14 protein-coding genes and 2 pseudogenes are annotated in these 18,594 nt (G+C 70.8%); 8 read left to right on the top strand and 8 right to left on the bottom strand.

Going from position 1 to position 18,594, the window contains the following annotated elements; translation table 11 throughout:
• Window positions 1-57: 57 nt before the first annotated feature.
• On the bottom strand, window positions 58-963 hold the full coding sequence (locus ACFXPL_RS11365) for an aminoglycoside phosphotransferase family protein (RefSeq protein ID WP_384916176.1): 906 nt from the start codon (window positions 961-963) through the stop codon (window positions 58-60).
• Window positions 964-1,981: 1,018 nt separating this feature from the next.
• On the opposite strand from ACFXPL_RS11365, the gene ACFXPL_RS11360 reads away from it, so the two are divergent.
• The 4 genes and pseudogenes from ACFXPL_RS11360 to ACFXPL_RS11345 all read left to right on the top strand — a co-directional run.
• Entirely contained in the window at window positions 1,982-2,644 is a 663-nt protein-coding gene (locus tag ACFXPL_RS11360; protein WP_384916173.1) for a hypothetical protein, read from the top strand.
• 56 nt (window positions 2,645-2,700) lie between these two features.
• Window positions 2,701-2,950: pseudogene (locus ACFXPL_RS11355) on the top strand (heavy metal translocating P-type ATPase); the annotation flags it as partial.
• 123 nt (window positions 2,951-3,073) lie between these two features.
• Window positions 3,074-3,217, top strand: a complete 144-nt coding sequence (locus tag ACFXPL_RS11350; RefSeq protein ID WP_384916170.1) for an alpha/beta hydrolase — start codon at window positions 3,074-3,076, stop codon at window positions 3,215-3,217.
• A gap of 217 nt (window positions 3,218-3,434) precedes the next feature.
• Window positions 3,435-3,566 (top strand): annotated as a pseudogene (locus ACFXPL_RS11345) (carboxymuconolactone decarboxylase family protein); the annotation flags it as partial.
• Between the two features lie 232 nt (window positions 3,567-3,798).
• Here ACFXPL_RS11345 and ACFXPL_RS11340 read toward each other — a convergent pair.
• Entirely contained in the window at window positions 3,799-4,809 is a 1,011-nt protein-coding gene (locus tag ACFXPL_RS11340; RefSeq protein WP_384916167.1) for an NADP-dependent oxidoreductase, read from the bottom strand.
• Window positions 4,810-4,921: 112 nt separating this feature from the next.
• Between ACFXPL_RS11340 and ACFXPL_RS11335 the strand changes: the two genes are divergently transcribed.
• Window positions 4,922-5,512 carry a TetR/AcrR family transcriptional regulator gene (locus tag ACFXPL_RS11335; protein ID WP_384916163.1) on the top strand — a complete coding sequence of 197 codons (591 nt, stop codon included), beginning with the start codon at window positions 4,922-4,924 and terminating at the stop codon, window positions 5,510-5,512.
• Window positions 5,513-5,996: 484 nt separating this feature from the next.
• On the opposite strand, the gene ACFXPL_RS11330 is transcribed toward ACFXPL_RS11335, so the two are convergent.
• Window positions 5,997-6,563, bottom strand: a complete 567-nt coding sequence (locus tag ACFXPL_RS11330) for a GNAT family N-acetyltransferase (protein WP_384916160.1) — start codon at window positions 6,561-6,563, stop codon at window positions 5,997-5,999.
• A gap of 209 nt (window positions 6,564-6,772) precedes the next feature.
• On the opposite strand from ACFXPL_RS11330, the gene proP reads away from it, so the two are divergent.
• Window positions 6,773-8,374, top strand: coding sequence for a glycine betaine/L-proline transporter ProP (proP, locus tag ACFXPL_RS11325; protein WP_384916157.1), 1,602 nt, complete (start codon window positions 6,773-6,775; stop codon window positions 8,372-8,374).
• Between the two features lie 440 nt (window positions 8,375-8,814).
• Window positions 8,815-10,722 (top strand): glycoside hydrolase family 5 protein, encoded by a 1,908-nt coding sequence (locus ACFXPL_RS11320; protein WP_384916154.1) that lies wholly within the window; start codon window positions 8,815-8,817, stop codon window positions 10,720-10,722.
• A gap of 297 nt (window positions 10,723-11,019) precedes the next feature.
• Here ACFXPL_RS11320 and ACFXPL_RS11315 read toward each other — a convergent pair whose 3' ends face one another.
• Entirely contained in the window at window positions 11,020-12,957 is a 1,938-nt protein-coding gene (locus ACFXPL_RS11315) for a serine/threonine-protein kinase (RefSeq protein WP_384916151.1), read from the bottom strand.
• 133 nt (window positions 12,958-13,090) lie between these two features.
• Between ACFXPL_RS11315 and ACFXPL_RS11310 the strand changes: the two genes are divergently transcribed.
• A complete protein-coding gene (locus tag ACFXPL_RS11310) occupies window positions 13,091-13,282 on the top strand; it encodes a hypothetical protein (RefSeq protein ID WP_384916149.1) in 192 nt (63 codons plus the stop codon).
• Between the two features lie 107 nt (window positions 13,283-13,389).
• Here ACFXPL_RS11310 and ACFXPL_RS11305 read toward each other — a convergent pair whose 3' ends face one another.
• The 4 genes from ACFXPL_RS11305 to ACFXPL_RS11290 are packed head-to-tail and all read right to left on the bottom strand — an operon-like array spanning window position 13,390 to window position 18,479.
• Window positions 13,390-14,418, bottom strand: a complete 1,029-nt coding sequence (locus ACFXPL_RS11305) for a hypothetical protein (RefSeq protein WP_384916146.1) — start codon at window positions 14,416-14,418, stop codon at window positions 13,390-13,392.
• Between the two features lie 51 nt (window positions 14,419-14,469).
• Window positions 14,470-15,756 (bottom strand): TRAP transporter large permease subunit, encoded by a 1,287-nt coding sequence (locus ACFXPL_RS11300; protein ID WP_384916143.1) that lies wholly within the window; start codon window positions 15,754-15,756, stop codon window positions 14,470-14,472.
• A 3-nt stretch (window positions 15,757-15,759) separates the two neighbouring features.
• Window positions 15,760-16,353, bottom strand: a complete 594-nt coding sequence (locus ACFXPL_RS11295) for a hypothetical protein (RefSeq protein ID WP_384916140.1) — start codon at window positions 16,351-16,353, stop codon at window positions 15,760-15,762.
• Window positions 16,350-18,479: a hydantoinase/oxoprolinase family protein gene (locus ACFXPL_RS11290; protein WP_384916137.1), complete on the bottom strand. Its 2,130-nt coding sequence runs from the start codon at window positions 18,477-18,479 to the stop codon at window positions 16,350-16,352. The genes ACFXPL_RS11295 and ACFXPL_RS11290 overlap by 4 nt, the downstream gene beginning before the upstream one ends.
• Window positions 18,480-18,594: the final 115 nt, after the last annotated feature.

Below are 18,594 nucleotides of genomic sequence, written 5' to 3'. Positions count from 1 at the left end.
GCCGCAGGCGCGAGAACGCGCTGATCCAGGAGTTCCACGACCGGCTGCGCGGGCAGGTCACGCGAGCGACGTGTCGGCCAGGATGCGTTCCAGGGATCGTCGGCCCATCCGACTCATGGGCGGGTTGCTTTCGGCGTAGTACCAGACCAGCCCCATCGCTTGGACGAAAGCCCACGCCCTGCCCCGCTCCCATTCAAGGCCGTCGCACCTCAGGTGATCGCGGAGAACCTGCCGCGGCCCGGCTTCGAGCACATGCCACGCGCTCACGAGATCCAGAGAAGGGTCGGCCGGCCCGAAGCCGCCAACATCAAGAATCCCCGCCAACCGACCGGCGGATACGAGCACGTTGCCAGGGATGAGATCACCATGGGTCATCACATCCTCAGCCGCACCGCGCGGCAGGCTACGCGAAGTTGCCCAGAGGTGGCGCAGTCGACGAACATCCAGGAGTTGCTCGCTGTTCCTGAAACAGGTCTCCATCCATGCGTCATGGGATCGCAGGTCGCCTCCTCGGCCTGTACCAGCGAACGTGCGGCCACGCGTGTCGATCTGCCGTAGGTCAGCGATGAGAGCCGCCACGTCTCGGGCGAACTCAACCGATTCGCCCGGGTCCTCGTCGGTGGCCACGTCCCCGGGCAACCACGTCTGAACCGACCACGGAAGCGGGTAGCCTGCCCCGGGTTCACCCAGCACGACGGGCTCGGGTGTGGGAAACCGTGTGCGGCATGCCAACTCGCGAGCCGCTTCCGCTTCCGACTCCAGCCGGCGCAGCGTCGACTCGACGTCTGCGGACTCAAGGGGGAATCGCGCTGCGAACCGATCTCCGATGCGGAAGATGGCGTTGGCCGTGCCCTGGGCAGTGACGCTCCTGACCGGCAGGCTCCGCCACTCGGGAAACTGCTGATCTACCAACGTACGCACCGTCTCGGGCGGCACCGTCAACTGATTGGCGTGCATCTTCACCGTGCAAGCATCCGCGTCGCGATCTTCAGCTTCAACCCATTTTTCGCCGCGAGAACCTGCACAGGGACGGACGGCTCGCGTCCGCGTGTGGGTTCGCCCCGCCGGGCCCTCCAGGATTCCGCGAACCCGGCGCGCTTCGGCGTTCGACATCCCGGCCCATCCCGGAGCGGGAGACCCGCGTGCGCGTCGGTACGCGGATTGCCGCCAGGTCTCCGGGCCGTGCTCGCCGACGTCGGCCCGCCGATCGAGCCCGTGTGGGTCGACCACCGACCCCAGTGAGCCCCTGCTCTGGTACGAGGTGCCGGAACGCACCGGGGGGAGGGCTGGTCGCAAGGCCGCTCCGGTCCGTCGACACGACCAGCCGGGGCGCTCGTCGAGCGGCCAACGCTTCGGCGAGCTGCCCGGCCGCGCGAAGGTCGCCGCACTGCGGCGAACGCGGGCGGGTGAGGACTGGACCACCGTGATCACCGAGCTGCACCAGCAGCACCGACCGCCGGCCCCGGCCGATGACACGCGCCTCTTCCCGCGGTAACCGCGCGGAAGGGAGGTGTCGGCGACGGAGGAGGGCTTGCCCAGGGGGTGTGACCTGGACGAACGGCTGATCGGCGATATGAGGGGTTCACACCTTCGGCAGTGCCTCCGGTCCCCTGCTGGACGCACCCTGCGGCCAACGGTTCAGCCATCACCCGGTTCAGCCACCACCCGGTGCAACCCCCCGGCCCCGGTCTCGCGGCCGGCCGGCGGGCCGGTCCGTCCCACTCGGTGTCGCGAGGACTTCGGGGCCCGTTCCGCCTCCCGGTACGCCGGCGCGCGGCCGGAGGCCGGCGGACGCAGGCTGACGGTGTGGAGTGGCCCTCGTGGACGTCGCCCGCCGTGGCGCGGCCGGTGCCCCTGTTGCCGAAGGGGCCGTGGGCGCAGGACGCCTGCCCCGACACAGCAGACGTGAAGGCCCCACGAGAAACTGAGTCCTCGTGGGCCTCTTGTCGTCACGACGTAACCCGGATCCGGAGGAACCCGTATGAGTGACGGATTCGCCTGGATAGGCGCACACAGCACCACAGGTGGTTCAGCCGCCCTGTCCGGCATGCTCGGAGGGATATCGCTCACCTGCGCCCGCGGCGTCGACAGGGACGAGTTCCTCATCGCGCTGGGCGCCGACCTCGACGAGCTCGCCGGCCGTACCCCCTGCAAGGGCCTCGTCGTGCCGGCGAGGCGAAGGGGCGAGCGGTCGCCTCACGTGAATCGCGCGATGTACGGGACGTGCGGCGACTGGGTATACGTACTGGAGGACTGGGGCACGGCGACCTGGGCCACCGGCTACCGAACGGTGGAGTCGATGCGGCCCGCACCGGACGAGGAGATCGTCTGCGTGACGATGAACTCGTGGAGCCCGCCGCAGAGGATCATCCATGCGCCGGGTGACGGGCGCGCCTGGCAGGCCGAGTTCGGGCAGGACACCGGGCAGGACTCCGCCCTGGACGCGGCGCTCCACACGGCCGACGCGGTGTCCCCGTCCCTCGTGGAGGTGGGTGAAGCCGCCGTGGTGGCGTACTACGAGGAGCGCGGTCCCCGGCTGCCCGTAGCGGTGTTCACAGCCGTCGGCAATTACTGCGGCCTGTCCATCGACCAGGAAGCCGTCCAGGCCGGTGATCTTCCCGCCGTCCTGATTCCCATGGTCTGACCGCCCCGCAACGGCGCTGGCCCGGCGCCGTTGCGGAGGTGGCCGAGGCAGTCGGGAAGCTCCGGGCGGAGGGCCTGGCCGTGGGCTTGGTGGGCGACGGTGTCAACGGCGCCGCCCTCACCCAGGCCGATCTGGGGGACGGGTACGGGTACGGACGCCGCGATCGAGGCGGGAGACCTGACGCTGGTACGGGACGACTCGCGCAGTGCCGCCGACGCGATCCGGCTGGTGCGGCGCACGCCGGGCGCGATCCGGGCGAACCCGTTCTGGGCCTTCGCCTATATCGTGGCCGCGCTGCCGCCGGCGTTGCGGGCGATCGCGTTGGGCGATACAGAGAGGGGATCCTGGACAGCTATGACGTGATCGGGTTCGATCCACGGGGTATCGGTGAGAGCCCGCCGCTGACCTGCGACCTGACGCCGGAGCAGGATGACGCCTCTGCCGGGCGCTCAGCGGATGCGGCAGGCGTTGGGGGAACGGGCCAGGATGGTCACCGTCGGCCAGGGCGGACACGTCGCCCATCAGGTCGGTACGAACAGGTCGGTACGAACACGTGCGGCAACAACTCCGTGACCGACCACCTCGTCACTGGTCAGCGCACCGCGCACGACGCGTTCTGCCCGGCGGAGAAACTGTCCGGTGCACTCCGCACACCCGCGTTCGCCGGGAGGCCGAGCCCGGCGCCGGGCAGCAGGCGCAAGGTCACGCGAACAGTCTGCCGCCCGGGGCCTGTGGTCGTCGCATGTCCGGCCTGCCCAACTCCCGCGCTCCCCGACCGACGCCTACGAGGGTGTCCGACGAGACCTGGGCCCGCGTACGCAAGCACTACGACGACGATCAGGTCATCGCGCTGGTCTCCCTGATCGTCATGATCAACGCGACCGGCCGGCTCGGCGTGGTCCTCGACAACCAGGGCGGTGCCGGTGATGTGCCGACCGGCGATTTACGCGGCTCCGCCAAGCATCAGGAATGCGACCGCCTCGGCGATCTCCTGCGGCGAACCGAGCCGACCGCACGGGTCTGCCCGGTTCGCCGCAGCGAGCATCGCGGCCGACTGGTCGCCCGACGCGTTCCAAGGCTCTCCGTACGGGCGTCTCGATGGCTACCGGTGCCCCGCGGACGGGCGCCGGACGCGCCGGTGAAACGGTTCGTTCCTAAGCGACCGTGAGCACGATCTTGCCCTGGATGTGCCCTCGGGCGGCGCGTTCGTGCGCCGCCCGGGCCTCAGCGAGCGCAAACGTGCTGTCGATCGCGACGCGGACCGTGCCCGCGTCGAGCAGGCGCCCCAGTTGAGCGAGCTGCGCGCCGTTCGAGCGGACCTGAGCGCTCGAGACCGTGACGCCCAGCTTCGCGGTCTCCTCTTCGTCGAAGTCCCCGGGGAGCACGGGGAACTGGGCGCCGCCGTGCTTGAGGGTGCGCAGGAAGCGCCTGCTGTCGGGGCCACCGACGGTGTCGAGAACGAGGTCGACATCGTGTACGAGTTCCTCGGGACGGCTCCTGGTGTAGTCGATGAACTGGTCGGCGCCGAGCTCGCGGAGGAACGATTCATGTGCGCCCGATGCCACCGCGATGACACGTGCGCCCTTCCACTTCGCCAGTTGCAGCGCGAAGTGCCCCACGCCGCCCGCGGCGCCGTTGACGAGCACCGTCGTGTCGGCGTCGAGTGCCGTCGGGCGGTGCCGTGTCCCCTGGAAGGGCGAGGGGTGATCGTGTCCGACCTCGATCAGGAACTGCCACGCCGTCAGCCCGGCCATGGGCGCCCCTGCGGCGTGCACATGATCGATGCCGGCCGGCTTGCGCGCGAGGTCCGACGCCGGCGCGGCCACGTACTCGGCGTACGCCCTGCCGTCGAAGCTGGGGAAACGCAGAAGGCCGAAGACTTCATCACCGACGGAGAAGTCCTCCGCATCCGCGGCGACGGCCTCGACGACGCCCGACACGTCCGTCCCCGGGGTCACCGGCAGGCCGACCGTCGATTCCGTCTCCCCGGGCATGGTGGTCAGCCCGCCGCGCAGATACCAGTCCGGCGGATTGACGCCGACCGCGTACACCCGAACGAGCACCTCACCCGGTCCCGGTTCGGGAACCGGCACCTCGTCGTAACGCAGAACCTCAGGGCCGCCGTGCTCATGGAGCCGGACCGCCCTCATCGTGTGTGTCGGCATCGTTTTCTCCAGCCCGCGCTGCGGGATAGGCTTATTCGGATCAGTGGTCCACATTAACCGGACCACTGATCCGAATATATGGACCACTGATCCGAATAGTCAAGAGGGACAGATGCGGGCCGATGCCAGGAAGAACCGCGACCACCTGCTCGCCGTTGCGGGCACCGCCATCACCGAGCAAGGCGTCGACGTGTCCCTGCGCGACATCGCGCGAAGGGCCGACGTCGGGCTCGCGACGCTGCTGCGTCACTTCCCGACACGCGAGGCACTGCTCGATGCCCTGCTCCGCACGAGCTTCGACGAGCTGACAGCACAGGCAGCCGAACTCGAAACGTCGAGCTCGCCCGAGAACGCTCTCGTTTCGTGGCTACGCGGTTGCGTCGCGTGGACGACCGAGTACCGGGGCGTGACCGTGCTGATGGCAGCCGCCATCGAGGACACCGGATCCGCGCTCCACGCTTCGTGCGTCACCCTGCGCGCGGCCGGTGCGCGGCTCCTCACCCGTGCCCAGGCCGCGGGCACAGCACGGAGCGATATCGATGGCACCGATCTGTTCGCGCTGATCGCGGCGCTCGCGTGGCTCGGCGATCAGCCCTCGCTCGCGCCACGCGCCGATCGCCTCTTCGAGGTTGTCGCGAGCGCGATCCTGACGAATCCAGCGGGTATCGATACCGGGGAAACGCCGTCCCTGTCCCGTAGCTGAAATCGTCACGCGTGCGGACCGGCGAACTCGACCACGTGACTCTCCGACGGGGGTGAGTCCCGGGCACGCCCAGCAAGCCGGGCCGACTCGGCGAACTGCGCGCCGGGGGCGCGGTGCCGACCCGCCGCCCCGGATCCGTACCGCCTTCCGGCAGTTCCCCGCGCAGGCCTACGTTCCGCCGTGGCAGGTAGCCCTCGAAGGACTCGAACCGCAAGGGCTCGTCCTGCGGATCCGGCTCCATCGGCGTTCACATGCGCGCGCCGGGGACGCGGAACCAGCGTTGCCCCAGGTCGCCGTAGAGGCGGGGGGCCAGGCCACGTGGTAGTGCGGCGGGCGGATCTCCTCGGGCACGGACAGGATCCGGATCCCGGGTCCGCGCGCTGCTCCCTGAGCAGTCGCGCGGGCGGCGTCGGGAGCCCGCGCCCAACAGTCCGTTCCCCGCGTGGTGGATGTGCGCCGTACGCGGGGAACGGTGGCCCGAAGGTCACCGCAGGGATGGGCGCTGGTGTGTGGCCCAGTGTTCGGCGGCGGTGATGCCGAGCAGCACAACATCCTGGTGGCCGCCGGCGAAGAATTCATGCTGGCGAAGCCGTCCCTCCTCGGCGAAGCCCAGTCTTCGGTAGAGGGCGAGGGAGGCGTCGTTGAAGGCGTAGACCTCCACCTCACACTTGTTGTAGCGCTGTTCGGCGAACATGTAGGTGAGGAGGAGCTCGGTTGCCTCGGCCGCGTATCCCATGCGGCGGCGATCGCTGATGATCTCGACACCCGTCTTGAATCGCCCCGCGCGGACGTCGGTCTCTCCGACCGGTACGGACCCCGCGAACGAGCGGTCGGCCAGCACCTCGACCACCAGGCGGAACGCCGCGCCCCCCGGCGGACGCCCGGCCCGCTCAGCGGTCCAGGAACGGAAACTCTCGGCGGAGCGGGGAGGCTCGACCAGGCCGGCGTTGCGGACATCGAGGATGTTCCGGGCCAGGTCACGAAAGCCCTCCCAGTCGTCGCGCTCGACACCTCGCAGCCGTACCTTCTCACCGGTCCATATGTCGCTCATGGGGCCTACTCCTCACTGTCGGCTGCGGGAACCAGAACCCGAAAGGCGGATACGTCGCGCAGGTCAGCCCCCGCGTCGTCCATCCGCCCCGGTGCCACCCGAGGGAACAGGACCGCATGAGACACGCGGTCCCCGCCGTCGTCCCCCGCGGGCAGGGACCGGCGGGGGAATAATGCGTCACCACGAACGTTCCCTGCGGACGGGATGGCATGAGGACTGGACACCGCAAGACGCCGCCGCCCCCACGGGGCGGGCGGCCGGGCGGGGCCGGTAGCGCCGCCACCGACCGGCTGCTCCGAATCCTGCTGCGCCGGGGCAAACAGCCCCTCAGTGCCGACGACGTGACGGTCACCGACCCTCCCGAGGTCCGCAGGGCGGTGTCCGCGGCGGCACTCGGCAACACCATGGAGTGGTTCGACTTCGGTGTGTACGCCTATCTGGCGGGCACGCTGGGCAAAGTCTTCTTCCCGTCGAGCTCCCCCGCCACCCAGGTGGTCTCCACCTTCGCCACCTTCGCCGCGGCCTTCCTCGTGCGCCCGCTGGGCGGGCTGGTGTTCGGGCCGCTCGGCGACCGCATCGGCCGTAAGCGGGTGCTCGCCGCCACCATGATCATGATGGCGATCAGCACCTTCGCCGTGGGACTGCTGCCCGGCTATGCCACCCTCGGCCTCGCCGCGCCCCTCCTCCTGCTCCTCTGCCGCCTGGTCCAGGGCTTCTCCACCGGCGGCGAGTACGCGGGGGCCACCACCTACATCGCCGAATACGCCCCCGACAAACGGCGCGGGTTCCTCGGCAGCTGGCTCGACTTCGGCACTTTCGTCGGTTACTCGCTCGGCTCCGGCATCGTCACCCTCCTGACAGCGATCCTCGGGGACGACGGCATGGTGCAGTGGGGCTGGCGGCTGCCTTTCCTGGTCGCCGGACCGCTCGGTCTGATCGGCCTCTACATGCGGCTACGGCTGGAGGAGACCCCCGCCTTCCAGCAGGCGGCCGAGCAGGCGAAGCAGCGGTCCGGCGCCGAGGACCCCACCGAGGACGCCCGGCAGTCCGGCAAGGGACGGCTCAAGGAGATCTTCACCCGGCACTGGGAAGCCGTCCTGATCTGCATGGGACTGGTGCTGCTCTACAACGTCACCAACTACATGGTGACCTCCTACCTGCCCACGTTCATGACCGAGACCCTCGGCCAGGACGCCCTCACCGCCCAACTGCTGGTCCTGGGCACCATGATCGTGGTGGCGCTCACCATCACCACCGTGGGCCGGAGCTCCGACCGCTGGGGCCGCCGGCCCGTGTTCATGGCGGGCAGCATCGCACTGATCGCGCTCGCCGCGCCCGCGATCCTGCTCATCAGGGCCGGTGGCATCCTGCTACCCGCCCTGGGCTGTCTGACCCTCGGCCTGCTGCTGGTGTGTTTCGCCGGAACGTCCGCCTCGACGCTGCCCGCGCTCTTTCCCACCCGGCTGCGTTACGGGGCCCTGTCGATCTCCTTCAACATCTCCGTCTCCCTCTTCGGCGGCACCACTCCGCTGATCGTCTCCAGCCTGGTCGAGGCGACGGGCAGCACCATGGTCCCGGCCTACTACCTGATGGCGGCCGGTGTCGTCGGGCTGATCGCCACCTTCTTCCTGCACGAGACGGCGGGCAAGCCGCTGAAGGGCTCCGGCCCGATGGTGGAGAACGAGGAACAAGCCCAGGAACTGGTCGCCCGCAGCCGGACCGAGGCCGGCCGACGGGCCAGGGACGTATGGATCCGGCTACGGCACCCGTGGGCCCACCACCACATCCACAGTGACCACGACGGGCCCTGACGATCCGTCCGGCGGCCCCGGCCGAACCGCGCCGTCGTGCGGAGGCCAGGGCGGACTCGATCGCGGTGAGCGTCCACCGGGGCGGGCCCGCAGCTCCGGGCCCGCCCCGGTGTCTGTTGTCCCGTACCGCTGAACCCTGAGCACGCGTCATCGAAGGGTGAGCGGAGATCGGCACGGTCCACGGCGCCCGCCCCCGAGACCGATCGGCATCGAACGGCCCGTGAGCCGCGCTCGTCTCCGATACCCCTCCCCCGCACGCGGGCTCGCGCGCCACGTTGCCGCGCACACCCCTGCGCCTCACCGGCCGAGAGCCGACCCCAGTGAGGCCGAAAATGGAAGCTGTTCGTTCACCGACCGGTGGGTAACATCCGCCGAAGGCCACTTCCAGCCGCTGCGCGGGGCACGGCCTCGCGCGCCAACGCTCACCCACAGAGGGCCGAATGCCGACTTCCAGATTTGTCAAGTACCTGACAGTTACGGTGGCACTCCTGCTGCCCGCGCTTCCGGGCACAGCCACCGCCGCCCCACAACCCTCGACTCCCACCGCACGCTCCGCCGCTGCGGACGCCGCCTGGCAACCGCCCCTGTCGACCCGCGGACGCTACATCGTCGACGCCCATGGCTCCCGCTTCCGGCTCAAATCGGCCAACTGGGACGGCGCGCAGGGGTCGTGGACCGGCAGCGGCAGCACCGGTGACCCCGCCAACCACCACGCCGGGCAGAACTCCCACGGCATCCCCCTCGGCCTGGACCGCGTCACACTGCCCGACCTGATGGCCGACTTCCACGAACTCGGCATCAACAGCATCAGGCTGTCATTCTCCAACGAGATGATCCACAGCACGGTTCCGGTGCCGGACGCCGCCGTAGCGGCCAACCCGCAGCTCCGCGGCAGGACACCGCTGCAGGTCTTCGACAGCGTCGTTGCCGCGCTGACCGGAGCGGACTTCGCAGTCGTCCTCAACAACCACACCAACACCTCCCGGTGGTGCTGCGGCATCGACGGCAACGAACGCTGGAACAGCAACCAGTCGACCCAGCGCTGGACGGACGACTGGGTGTTCATGGCCCACCGTTACGCCGCCGACCCCCGGGTCGTGGGGGCCGACCTCTACAACGAGGTGCGCCGGGACATACTGGACGATCCCAACTGGGGTCTGGGCGACAACCACGACTGGTACGCAGCCTCCCAACTCGCCGCGGACCGCATCCTCACCGAGGCCAACCCCGACCTCCTGATCGTCATCGAGGGGATCAACTGGACCGGCCTGCCCGTCGACGGACTGCCGCACGGTCGCCCCCAGCTCACCCCCGTGCGCACGCTGTCCCACACCCTGGTGGCCTCCGACAAGCTGGTCTACTCCGCCCACTTCTACGGCTACACGGGTTCCCACCACAGCGGAGCCACCGGTATCGGCGAGACCCATGACGCCCGCTACCAGGACCTCACCCGCGAGGAGTTGTACCGGACGCTCCACGACGAGGCCTTCTTCGTCGCCGAGGAGAGCGGCAGGCATTTCACCGCTCCCGTGTGGATCAGCGAGTTCGGCGCCGGCGCCAACGAGTCGGGAGCGGCGGCCCGCACCTGGTTCGGCAACATCACCGACTACTTCGCCGACCACGACGCGAACTTCGCCTACTGGCCCCTGGTCGGCTGGGAGGGCCACGACGACTGGTCCCTGCTCCGCTACGCCCCGGACGGACGCCGGTACGGTCTGCTCGACCAAGCCGACTGGCGCAACACCGGCTGGAACCGCCTCATGTCCTCGCCGTCGGTCACCGGACCCGTCGCCGCGGCCCCCGCGTATCGGCTGCTCACCACCGACCACGGCGACCACGTCCAGTCGCTGCGGACCCGGGCCGCCGGTGACTGGGCGCCAGGAGCCTCCAAGGCCGTCTGCCCCGACGGGCTGCGCCTGATCGGCCTCGGCCACACCTCAGGCCGGGGGCTGTGCACCGATGTCACCGCGGGCGACCTGCGTGACGCGCAGGGTTCCCACACGGTCGTCACCGACGAACGTCACGTTCCGCAGGGCGGGGACTGGGCCTCGGGCTACACCAAACTGCAGTGTCCCGCCGACGAGTTCCTGATCGGCTACGCGCACCGCGGCGGTCGTACGGCGGCGGCCCTCTGCGCCCCGGCGCTCTCGCCCCTGGGGACCACCGGGCGGACGATTTGGTTCGACCGGTCCGACAACCGGCCCGCCAATACCGCAGGGGGCGACTTCGCCGTCCGTGACTACAAAGGCCAGTGCGCCGACGGCGAGTACGCGGCCGGGATCGCCTTCACCACTCGCCTGGGCAGTGCGGCGGGTCCCGCCGCGCTGCTCTGCCGCAGGCTGACCTGAGCAGGGGCGGGCAGCCGCCCCGGATCCACTTCACCGCGTAGTGGGTCCGGGGCGGCAACGGCCGCGAGCGCGTCCTCGTCCCGGCCCACATCGTCACCGCGCCGCACACCGGCCGACGCGTCGTGCGCGCCCCGACCACGGACACGCGGGCGCCGCCTGTCGTGTGCCGGCCCGGCACCCCTCGGCGGACGCGGCTCCCGGTCGGTGTCCCGGGCCCGCGCCGTTCAGCGCTCGCGCATCGGGCGGATCGTCGAGGCGGGCGGTTCGAGGCCGGTGCGGCCGCGCCGCTCGGCCCTGTCACTTCCCCGGCAGTCGCTCCACGATGTTCCGCGTGACGGTGGCCGCGAGGGCCTGGGCGCTGTCGCACAGTTGATCCACCGGTCGAGGGGCGTACACGGTCAGATGGAGCAGTTCAATGGTGCGGTGGCCGGCGGAGTTCGTGTACGTCCGGTGCGGGGTCCGTACAACACAACTGTCGTCGCTGGACTCCTGTGGCGACAGGTAGCCCCTCGTCCCGGCGATGTTCGTCGGCCGGCCCTCGTCCTCCAGTGAGTTGTCCCGGCTGTACTCCACCATGACCTCGCTGTCACCGTCGTCGCTGGACCATCCGCAGCTCCAGGAGCCGAAGCCACGCCGCTGATTGCGCGCGTCGACGCCAGGGACACGTCGGAGAGCGGCGGCGTCGAGCAGCGCACAGGCGTCGATCCGGGCCAGCGAGGTCGCGGCCATTGGTGTCGAACGCCGGGGCACCGCGGCATGGTCCAGCACGCTCACCACATGATCGGTGGTGGCGTCGGCCAGTTCGCACGGGTCGGGTGCCGGGGAATCGAGCCGTTTCCCGATGACCTGAATCTGTTTGCGGTCGGCCGTCGCGATGGCGCGTACGCAGGCATCCCCGTCCCGCTGGAACGCGGCGACCGTGACGTTGCCGACCCTGCGGGTGGGTGAGGCGCTGTCGAACTCGGCCTGTTCCGCGTCGAGATAGACCTGGGCATCGGCGACATCGTCACCTCCGCCGTTCCGTACCAGGACGTCGCACCTGTTGAACTCCCCGTAGTCCGGGGCCAGTCGCGTGTCGCCGAAGCGGCTCAGCGAGGCGGAGTCGAGCAGCTTGCAGGGGTCCGCGCCACGAGGGTCACCGATGGTGCCGGCGTTTCCCGGGGCCGAGGTCGCCGAGGCCTTCTCGTCGGCCGAGCCCGTTCCGCCGCCGCTCTCCCCGCCACGGACGACGAGCAGACCGGTGGTGACCGCCGTGACCAGGGCCACCGTTCCCAGTGTCACCGCCAGCGGACGGCGGCGACGGCGCACCGGCCTCGGCAGCCGGAGCGCGAGGGACCGCAACAGGGAAAGGGCCCGCGGCGGGAGGGGAGCCAGCCGCAGTGTGCGGCCGTCGTGCAGCCTCGCCCGGACATCAGGGGGTGGCGGTGCGGCCCGCGTCAGCAGCCGGTGCGCCTCGGCTGCGTCGGGGCGGCGTCGCGGGTTCACCTCCAGTAACGCGGCCAGCGGAGCGGTGAGCGATCCGGCCCGCTCGGCGGTCTCGATGTGTTCGTCGATCGCTCGGGCCAGGTAGGCGATGGGGTTCGCGGCCTCCCCGTAGGGCGACCGCCCCTCGACCGCCGCGAACAGGCTTGCGCCCAGGGAGAACACGTCGGCCTTCTCGTCGGCCGGCCACCCCCTCGCCAGCTCGGGCGCAAGGTACTTGGGCTTGCCGCGGAACGTCCCCGACACAGTCGGTGTCTGCGTGACGTCGCTCCACAGCGCCCGCGCGATCCCGAAGTCCATCAGCCGGGCGATGCCTTCGTCGGTGACGAGGATGTTCTCGGGCGTCACGTCGCCGTGCACCACGCCCTCGGCGTGGGATTTCGCGAGCGCGGCCGCGATCTGGCACCCGACCGACCCGGCTTCCTCGGGCGTGAGCGGTCCGTCTTCGGTCACGGTCTGCGCGAGGCTGCGCGCGGGCACGAACTCCATCACGATCCAACAGGCCGCCTCTTCCTCGACGTAGTCGAAGACGGGCACGATGTTCGCATGATGCAGCCGGGCAGCGAACCGCGCTTCTCTCCTGAGCCGTTTCGCGGCCCCGTTGTCATCCGGGCGTGCGCACTTGACCGCGACGAGACGCTCCAGCATCTCGTCCCACGCCCGCCAGACGACGCCCATGCCCCCTCTGCCGATGAGCGCCTCCAGGACGTAGCGGTTGTCGACCTTGTATCCGGCCCGAGGTGTCACCAGCACCGCTCCACTTCCCCATCGCTTCCACCACACGCGTGGTGGCGGGACAGTCACGGAGTGTACTCAACGGCGGCTTGGCGGCGCGCCGTTTCGCAGCACTCCGTACGCTCCCGGCCGGTGGCACCATCCGGCCCTCGTGCTGCCACGTGTACGCGCCGGCGTCGCGCCGGGCCGTCCCTTCCTCGCCGACCCCTTCCTCGCCGACCCCGGCCTCGTCCACCGGATCCGCACCGGGGCCCCGGTCAACGCCGTGCGCGCCACGTACGCGATGTACACCGGAGGCCCCACCCGCCGCACCGGCCATCCCGCCCTCCGCACCCACGGCTGACCAGCGCCTTGCCACCCCCGTCCGACGGGGAGTGGGCCTTCGGCTCACCCAGGAGGAAGGCCCACCGGCGTCGGCAATGCCGCGGTGCGGGAGGGCTCGCGCGGCGGTCAGCCCCTGGCGACCGCGATGCTGCCCTTGAGACGTTCACCGGCCTCGTACACCATGTAGGGCACTCCCCCTTCGGTGCCGAAGCTGGGGGCGGCACTGCGGCCGTTGTCGGGCGCGCCGTTCGCGGAGTCGTAGAAGCGGCCGAGGTGGCGGCGGAGCGTGAAGTCCTTCCCGACCTCGGTGATCATGAGGTCGCCGCCGCTGGCCTTGTCCTTGTTGTAGACGACGAAGGCGCTGCCGTCGCGGGTCAGCAGGTGCGGGCCGCCGATGTTGACGGCCGACACGTCGGTGTGGCTGACGAGGGCCTTCTGGTCGAAGGTCCAGGTGCGGCCGTCGGCCGACCAGCCCCAGTGGATGTCCCGGTGGTTGGTCCTGTTGTTCAGCATGAAAAGCATCACGTAGTGGGCGTTCTTCGCGGGCAGTTCGTGCGGGAAGACCCGGGCGTACGAGGTCTCCGTGGTGCCCGCCGGCAGCATGGACGTGGTGAGAACCGTCTTGTCGTACGTGAAGTTGATGCCGTCCTTGGACCGGGCCAGTCGTGTCGTGGTGTTCTCGCCGTGGAAGTAGAGCCACATCTCCTTGGCGGTCTCGTTCCACATCACGTGCGGGGAGGACACATGGCTCACGGAGTAGTGCGGCTGCCAGACGTTCGCGACGATCGGGTTGCGCGGGTACTCGGTGAAGGGCCCTTCTATGTGGTCCCCGTACGCGAGGCAGATCCCGCCGGGCGCGTCGTGCGGCGCGTAGTAGAGGTAGTAGCGGCCGAGCGGCGCGGACAGTCGTCCCGCGGTGCCCCGGATGCACGGGAAGATGATCTCGCCGGTGGGGTTGTACTTGAGCTGTCCGGGCGTCAGGAGGGTTTTGACGTAGCGGTAGTCGGGGAACCCGCCGGGGGCGGCGGCCGGCTGGGCGGCGAGCGCCGGGGAGGCCGTGGCGGCCGTGGAGCCGGCGGCGAGCGCCGCCGCGGTCGCGGCGGCCGACTTGAGGAGGATGCGGCGGCTGGGCTGGTGTGTCTCGTTCTCGTGCATGGAGTACTCCGTCCCGATATGCGGCAGGGGTGTGTGTCGGAGATGAGCTGGTCAGAGTGCGGTGGCCGCGGTGACGCAGAAACCGCTGAGGGCGACGAACCAGACGTAGGGCAGGGTGCGGATCATCACCTGCTGGGGGTTGACGCCCGCGTACTGCGCGCTCCACACGGTCTGGGTGCTGGTGGGGTCGGCGACGCCGAACACCTGGTTGTAGGAGGCGGTGAGGCCGAGCACGGCGACGGCCGGGTAGATGCCGGCGGCGATGAGGACGCCCGCGATGCCGGCGCCGAGGCCGTACACGTTGAGCGGCCCGCGGTACAGGCACAGCGGCACCAGCACCGTGAAGACCACGACGAACAGCACCGGGTTCTGCGGGCTGACCGCTTTGACGAGGGGTTCGAGCGCGTTCACGGAGCCGGGGAGCTTGACCGCGGCGAGCAGGATGCCGATGGCCACGAACAGCGTGATGGGGGCGGCGGCCACCTCGAAGCCGTTGTACAGGGTGCGCAGCAGCCGGCGGTTCATGTCGCGTGGGCGGGTGGTCGTCACGAGTGCGTAGAGGACCCCGGCGAGCAGCGAGGGGATGATCGCGATCTCGAAGCCGAGGGCCAGTACGAGCGGGACGACCGGGGTGAGCAGCGCGTACCACGGGGCGTCGCCGAGGCGGGCGCGCCGCTTGCCGGCCGCGGTCCGCGGCTCCTCGGTGCGGAAGGCCCAGGCGTGTTCGACCCCGCGCCTGCGGGACTCGACGAGGACGAACACGACGGCGGCGAGCAGCGCGAACGGGAAGAGCTTGATCATGAAGTCGCGCACCTCGGGGACCGGCATGTCGAGGGCGCTGGAGAAGAACTGCCAGACCGGCAGCTCGAAGGGTATCCCCGCGGCGATGCCCATGAGGATCGTCCCCGCGGCGGTCACCTTGGGGATGCCGACGGCGATCATGGCGGGGATGCCGATGATGCCGGCGAGCATCGCCGCGGGCGCGGAGCCGGTCACGGTGCCGATGAGGGTCGAGACCATCAGCACGCCGAGCGCGACGACCGTGGGCCGGTCGCCGCCGAACTCGACTATCTTGCGGACGAGGGTGCCGGCGATGCCGGTCTCGTCGAGCAGCTTCCCCAGCCAGGATCCCAGCAGGATCGCGATCATCGTCGCGGCGAGCATGGGAGCGCCCTCTTGGAGGACCGTGTCGAGGACGCTGTTCTCGCCGGTGACCGGGGCGCCCGAGACGAAGGCGATGACCACGCCGAGCAGGACGAGCGCGAAGGCGGTGGGGAGCTTCTTGGTGAGCATCGCGGCGACACCGGCCGCCATGATGATCAGGATGACGATGCCCATGACTTACTTCTCTCTTGCCGGTGCGGCTGACGCGGCCAGGGCGGCGGACAGCAGGAGCGGGCTGCGGCCCAGGCCGCAGACGGATTGCGCGTAGGCGTGCGCGGCGAGTTCCTCGGCGCCCGCGACGTGGGCGAGGACCCGCAGGCGGCCGAGGCGCAGCGCGGTGTGGCCGAGGGCCTCTTTGAGCGCGGTGCGCTCGGGGCCGTGGTGAAGCCGTTCGTGGACCGCCTCGTGGGCGAGGGCGGCGGCCCGGACCGAGCCGGCCGGGAACCACTCCCGCCAGCCGTGGGCGGTCACCAGGCGCTCCGCCGCGGCGACGGAGTCCGTGTACAGCTCGACGGTGGGGGGCCTGGAGGTGTAGCGGGCGAGGAGCCCGCGCTCCAGGCCGCCTTCGCGCTCCACGATCCGGGACGGGGCGGGCGTCCCGGCGGGGGCCAGTGCGGCGCCGAACTCGGCGGCGGTCGCGGCCCAGTGGCGCAGCAGTCCGGGGTCGCGGCCCTCGTGCAGCGAGAGGGAGCCGAGGAAGCGCGCGCCGTACTCGACGTCGTCGACGGCGGCGAGAGCGGAGACCGTCCGGGTGGCGGTGGGGCGGCTCATATCCGCTCCTCCACGATCGCGACGACGGGCTCGTCGCCGGGGCGGCCCTCCAACTCGGTACGGGCCAGCGCGAGCAGGGGCTGCGGGTCGAGCACGCCGGAGAGGTCGGCGATGCGGGAGCCGATGAGCAGCCGTAGCGCGGGGGCGCGGACGCCACCGTCGCCGTAGGCGGTGGCGGCGTCGACGAGGGTGGCGAGGGTCTGCTGCGCGGAGCCGACGACGGTGGTGTGCACGCGGGCGTCGAGGGCGTGCAGCCGGACCACGCCGTCGGCGTCGACGACGCGCACCGGGTGGCGTACTCCGCGCAGTCTGCGGCGCAGTTCGGTGCCGTAGACGGTGTAGGCGGGGGTGCCCGCGAGGACGTCGACCTGGTTCTCGGGGACCTTGAGGCTCTCGGCGGCCAGTCGCAGGCGTTCGGCGTCGTCGGCCCGGTGGGCGCGGTCCTGGGTGCGCAGTTCGGTGGCGCCGGTGGCGACGGCGCGTACGGTGTTGGTCTGCGGGTCGACGGTGACCTCCACCTCGACGGCGGAGGGGGCGGCGCCCTGGGCGACAACGGCCCGTTCGGCCTCGGAGCGCACCGCGAGGATGTCCTCCTGGCCGGCGCCGGGGATGATCCGTTCGATCTGTTCGCGTACGAGGGCGAGGGCGACCCCGATGGGGCTGATGACCTCGCTGTGGGCGGCGATGCGCCCCTCGTGGCCGGTCGTGGCGGCGAGGTGCGGGGTGACGGAGGCTGCGCCGCCGCCTCCGCCGACGAGCAGGACGGTGTCCTTGTCGAGGCGGTATTCGTCGATCATGCTGTCGACGACACTCCTGATCTGTGCGACGCCGGCGTCGAGGATCCGGCCCGCGGCCGTGTCGACGTCGGTGCCGAGGGCCGCGGCCAGCGGGGCGACGGCGGCACGGGCGACGGCGCGGTCGGCGTGCGCGAAGTCACCTTCGGGGACCCGGCCCAGGGCGTTGGCGGCGCAGGTCAGGGTGAGGGCGTAGCGGCCGCCCGCGGCGTCGAGCACGACGTGGTCGTCGGCGTCCTCGGGCAGCGGGCGTACGGTGGTGAGCCGGGCGCCCGCGAGGTCGTCGGCGGAGGCGAAGCACGCGTAGGGCAGTCCGGCGATGTGCGCGCTGCGCGGGCCGACGGTGGTGACCTTCCCGCCGCTCATCCGGATCATCGAGCCGCCGCCGACGCCCACGGTGCGCACGTCGAGCGCGGAGAGGTAGGAGGATTTCCCGAGGAGGGGCACGTGGCGCACCGCGACCTTGCCGCGGCGCACCACGCTGATGTCGGTGGAGGTGCCACCGGTCTCCAGGAAGACGCCTTCGCTGACGCGTTCCCGCATGAGTGCCCCGGCGACGCCGGCGGCGGGTCCTGAGAGCACGGTCAGCAGCGGGCGGCGGCGCATCTCGTCGAGCGACATGACGCCGCCGTCGCAGCGCATCACCATGAGCGGGGCGGTGACGCCGGCTTTGGTGATGGAGGCGTCCACGAGGTCGGCGGTGGCGAACATCTTCGGCAGGATGGCCGCGTTGACGGCGGCGGTCCTGCTGCGCTTGTGGATGCCGTAGAGCGAGGTGATGTCGTGCGCGGCGGTCACCGGCAGGCCGCGTGCGGCCGCCACCTCCCGTACGGCGTCCTCCCCTTCGGGACGGTCGACGCTGAACGGCTCCGTGGCGACCAGGACCTGGGCGCCGCCGCGCACCACCTCGTCGACGGCGCGTTCGACGGCGGCCCGGTCCCCGGGGTCGGAGACATGGGCGTAGACCAGTGGGAACCGCTTGCCGGGCGTCAGTTCCAGCTTGGCGAGGGAGGCGAGGCGGCGGGTGAAGGCGGACCCGGCACCGGTGCCGATGCCGAGCATCCCGACCGGGGTGACATCGCCCTCCAGCAGGGCGTTGGTAGCCTGTGTCGTGCCGTGGGCCAGGAAGGCGACGTCCTCAGGGGCATGTCCGGTCTGTTCCAGCAGGCGGTCGAGCGCTTCCACGATGCCGTGGGCGACCCCGTCCTCGTGATGGTGGCTGGTGGGAACCTTCACCTGCCCGAGCAGGTCGAGGGTCGTGGCGTCCACTGCCACGGCGTCGGTGAAGGTTCCGCCCACGTCGATGCCGACGCGGATGCGGTGGGTGTTCATGGTCCGGGCACCTCCTTGTGCTCTGGATCGGCGCGTACGCGGGCGGTGGGCCGGGCGGGGCAGGTGGAGCTGCTCCCGTCCGGCCGTCCCGCCGCCCGGCGACCGGGCGCGCCGT

It is taken from the genome of Streptomyces sp. NPDC059092 (genome assembly GCF_042756365.1).
Classification (GTDB): Bacteria; Actinomycetota; Actinomycetes; order Streptomycetales; family Streptomycetaceae; genus Streptomyces.
The sequence above is the reverse complement of the archived record's forward strand: the minus strand, read 5'-3'. Positions and strand labels throughout refer to the sequence as shown.

Bases quoted from the DNA above. Each gene is read 5' to 3' on its own strand.
- ACFXPL_RS11360 (WP_384916173.1), top strand. From the start codon at position 1,982: ATGAGTGACGGATTCGCCTGGATAGGCGCACACAGCACCACAGGTGGT.
- ACFXPL_RS11350 (WP_384916170.1), top strand. From the start codon at position 3,074: ATGACGCCTCTGCCGGGCGCTCAGCGGATGCGGCAGGCGTTGGGGGAA.
- ACFXPL_RS11340 (WP_384916167.1), bottom strand. From the start codon at position 4,809: ATGCCGACACACACGATGAGGGCGGTCCGGCTCCATGAGCACGGCGGC.
- ACFXPL_RS11335 (WP_384916163.1), top strand. From the start codon at position 4,922: ATGCGGGCCGATGCCAGGAAGAACCGCGACCACCTGCTCGCCGTTGCG.
- ACFXPL_RS11330 (WP_384916160.1), bottom strand. From the start codon at position 6,563: ATGAGCGACATATGGACCGGTGAGAAGGTACGGCTGCGAGGTGTCGAG.
- proP (WP_384916157.1), top strand. From the start codon at position 6,773: ATGAGGACTGGACACCGCAAGACGCCGCCGCCCCCACGGGGCGGGCGG.
- ACFXPL_RS11320 (WP_384916154.1), top strand. From the start codon at position 8,815: ATGCCGACTTCCAGATTTGTCAAGTACCTGACAGTTACGGTGGCACTC.
- ACFXPL_RS11305 (WP_384916146.1), bottom strand. From the start codon at position 14,418: ATGCACGAGAACGAGACACACCAGCCCAGCCGCCGCATCCTCCTCAAG.
- ACFXPL_RS11300 (WP_384916143.1), bottom strand. From the start codon at position 15,756: ATGGGCATCGTCATCCTGATCATCATGGCGGCCGGTGTCGCCGCGATG.
- ACFXPL_RS11295 (WP_384916140.1), bottom strand. From the start codon at position 16,353: ATGAGCCGCCCCACCGCCACCCGGACGGTCTCCGCTCTCGCCGCCGTC.
- ACFXPL_RS11290 (WP_384916137.1), bottom strand. From the start codon at position 18,479: ATGAACACCCACCGCATCCGCGTCGGCATCGACGTGGGCGGAACCTTC.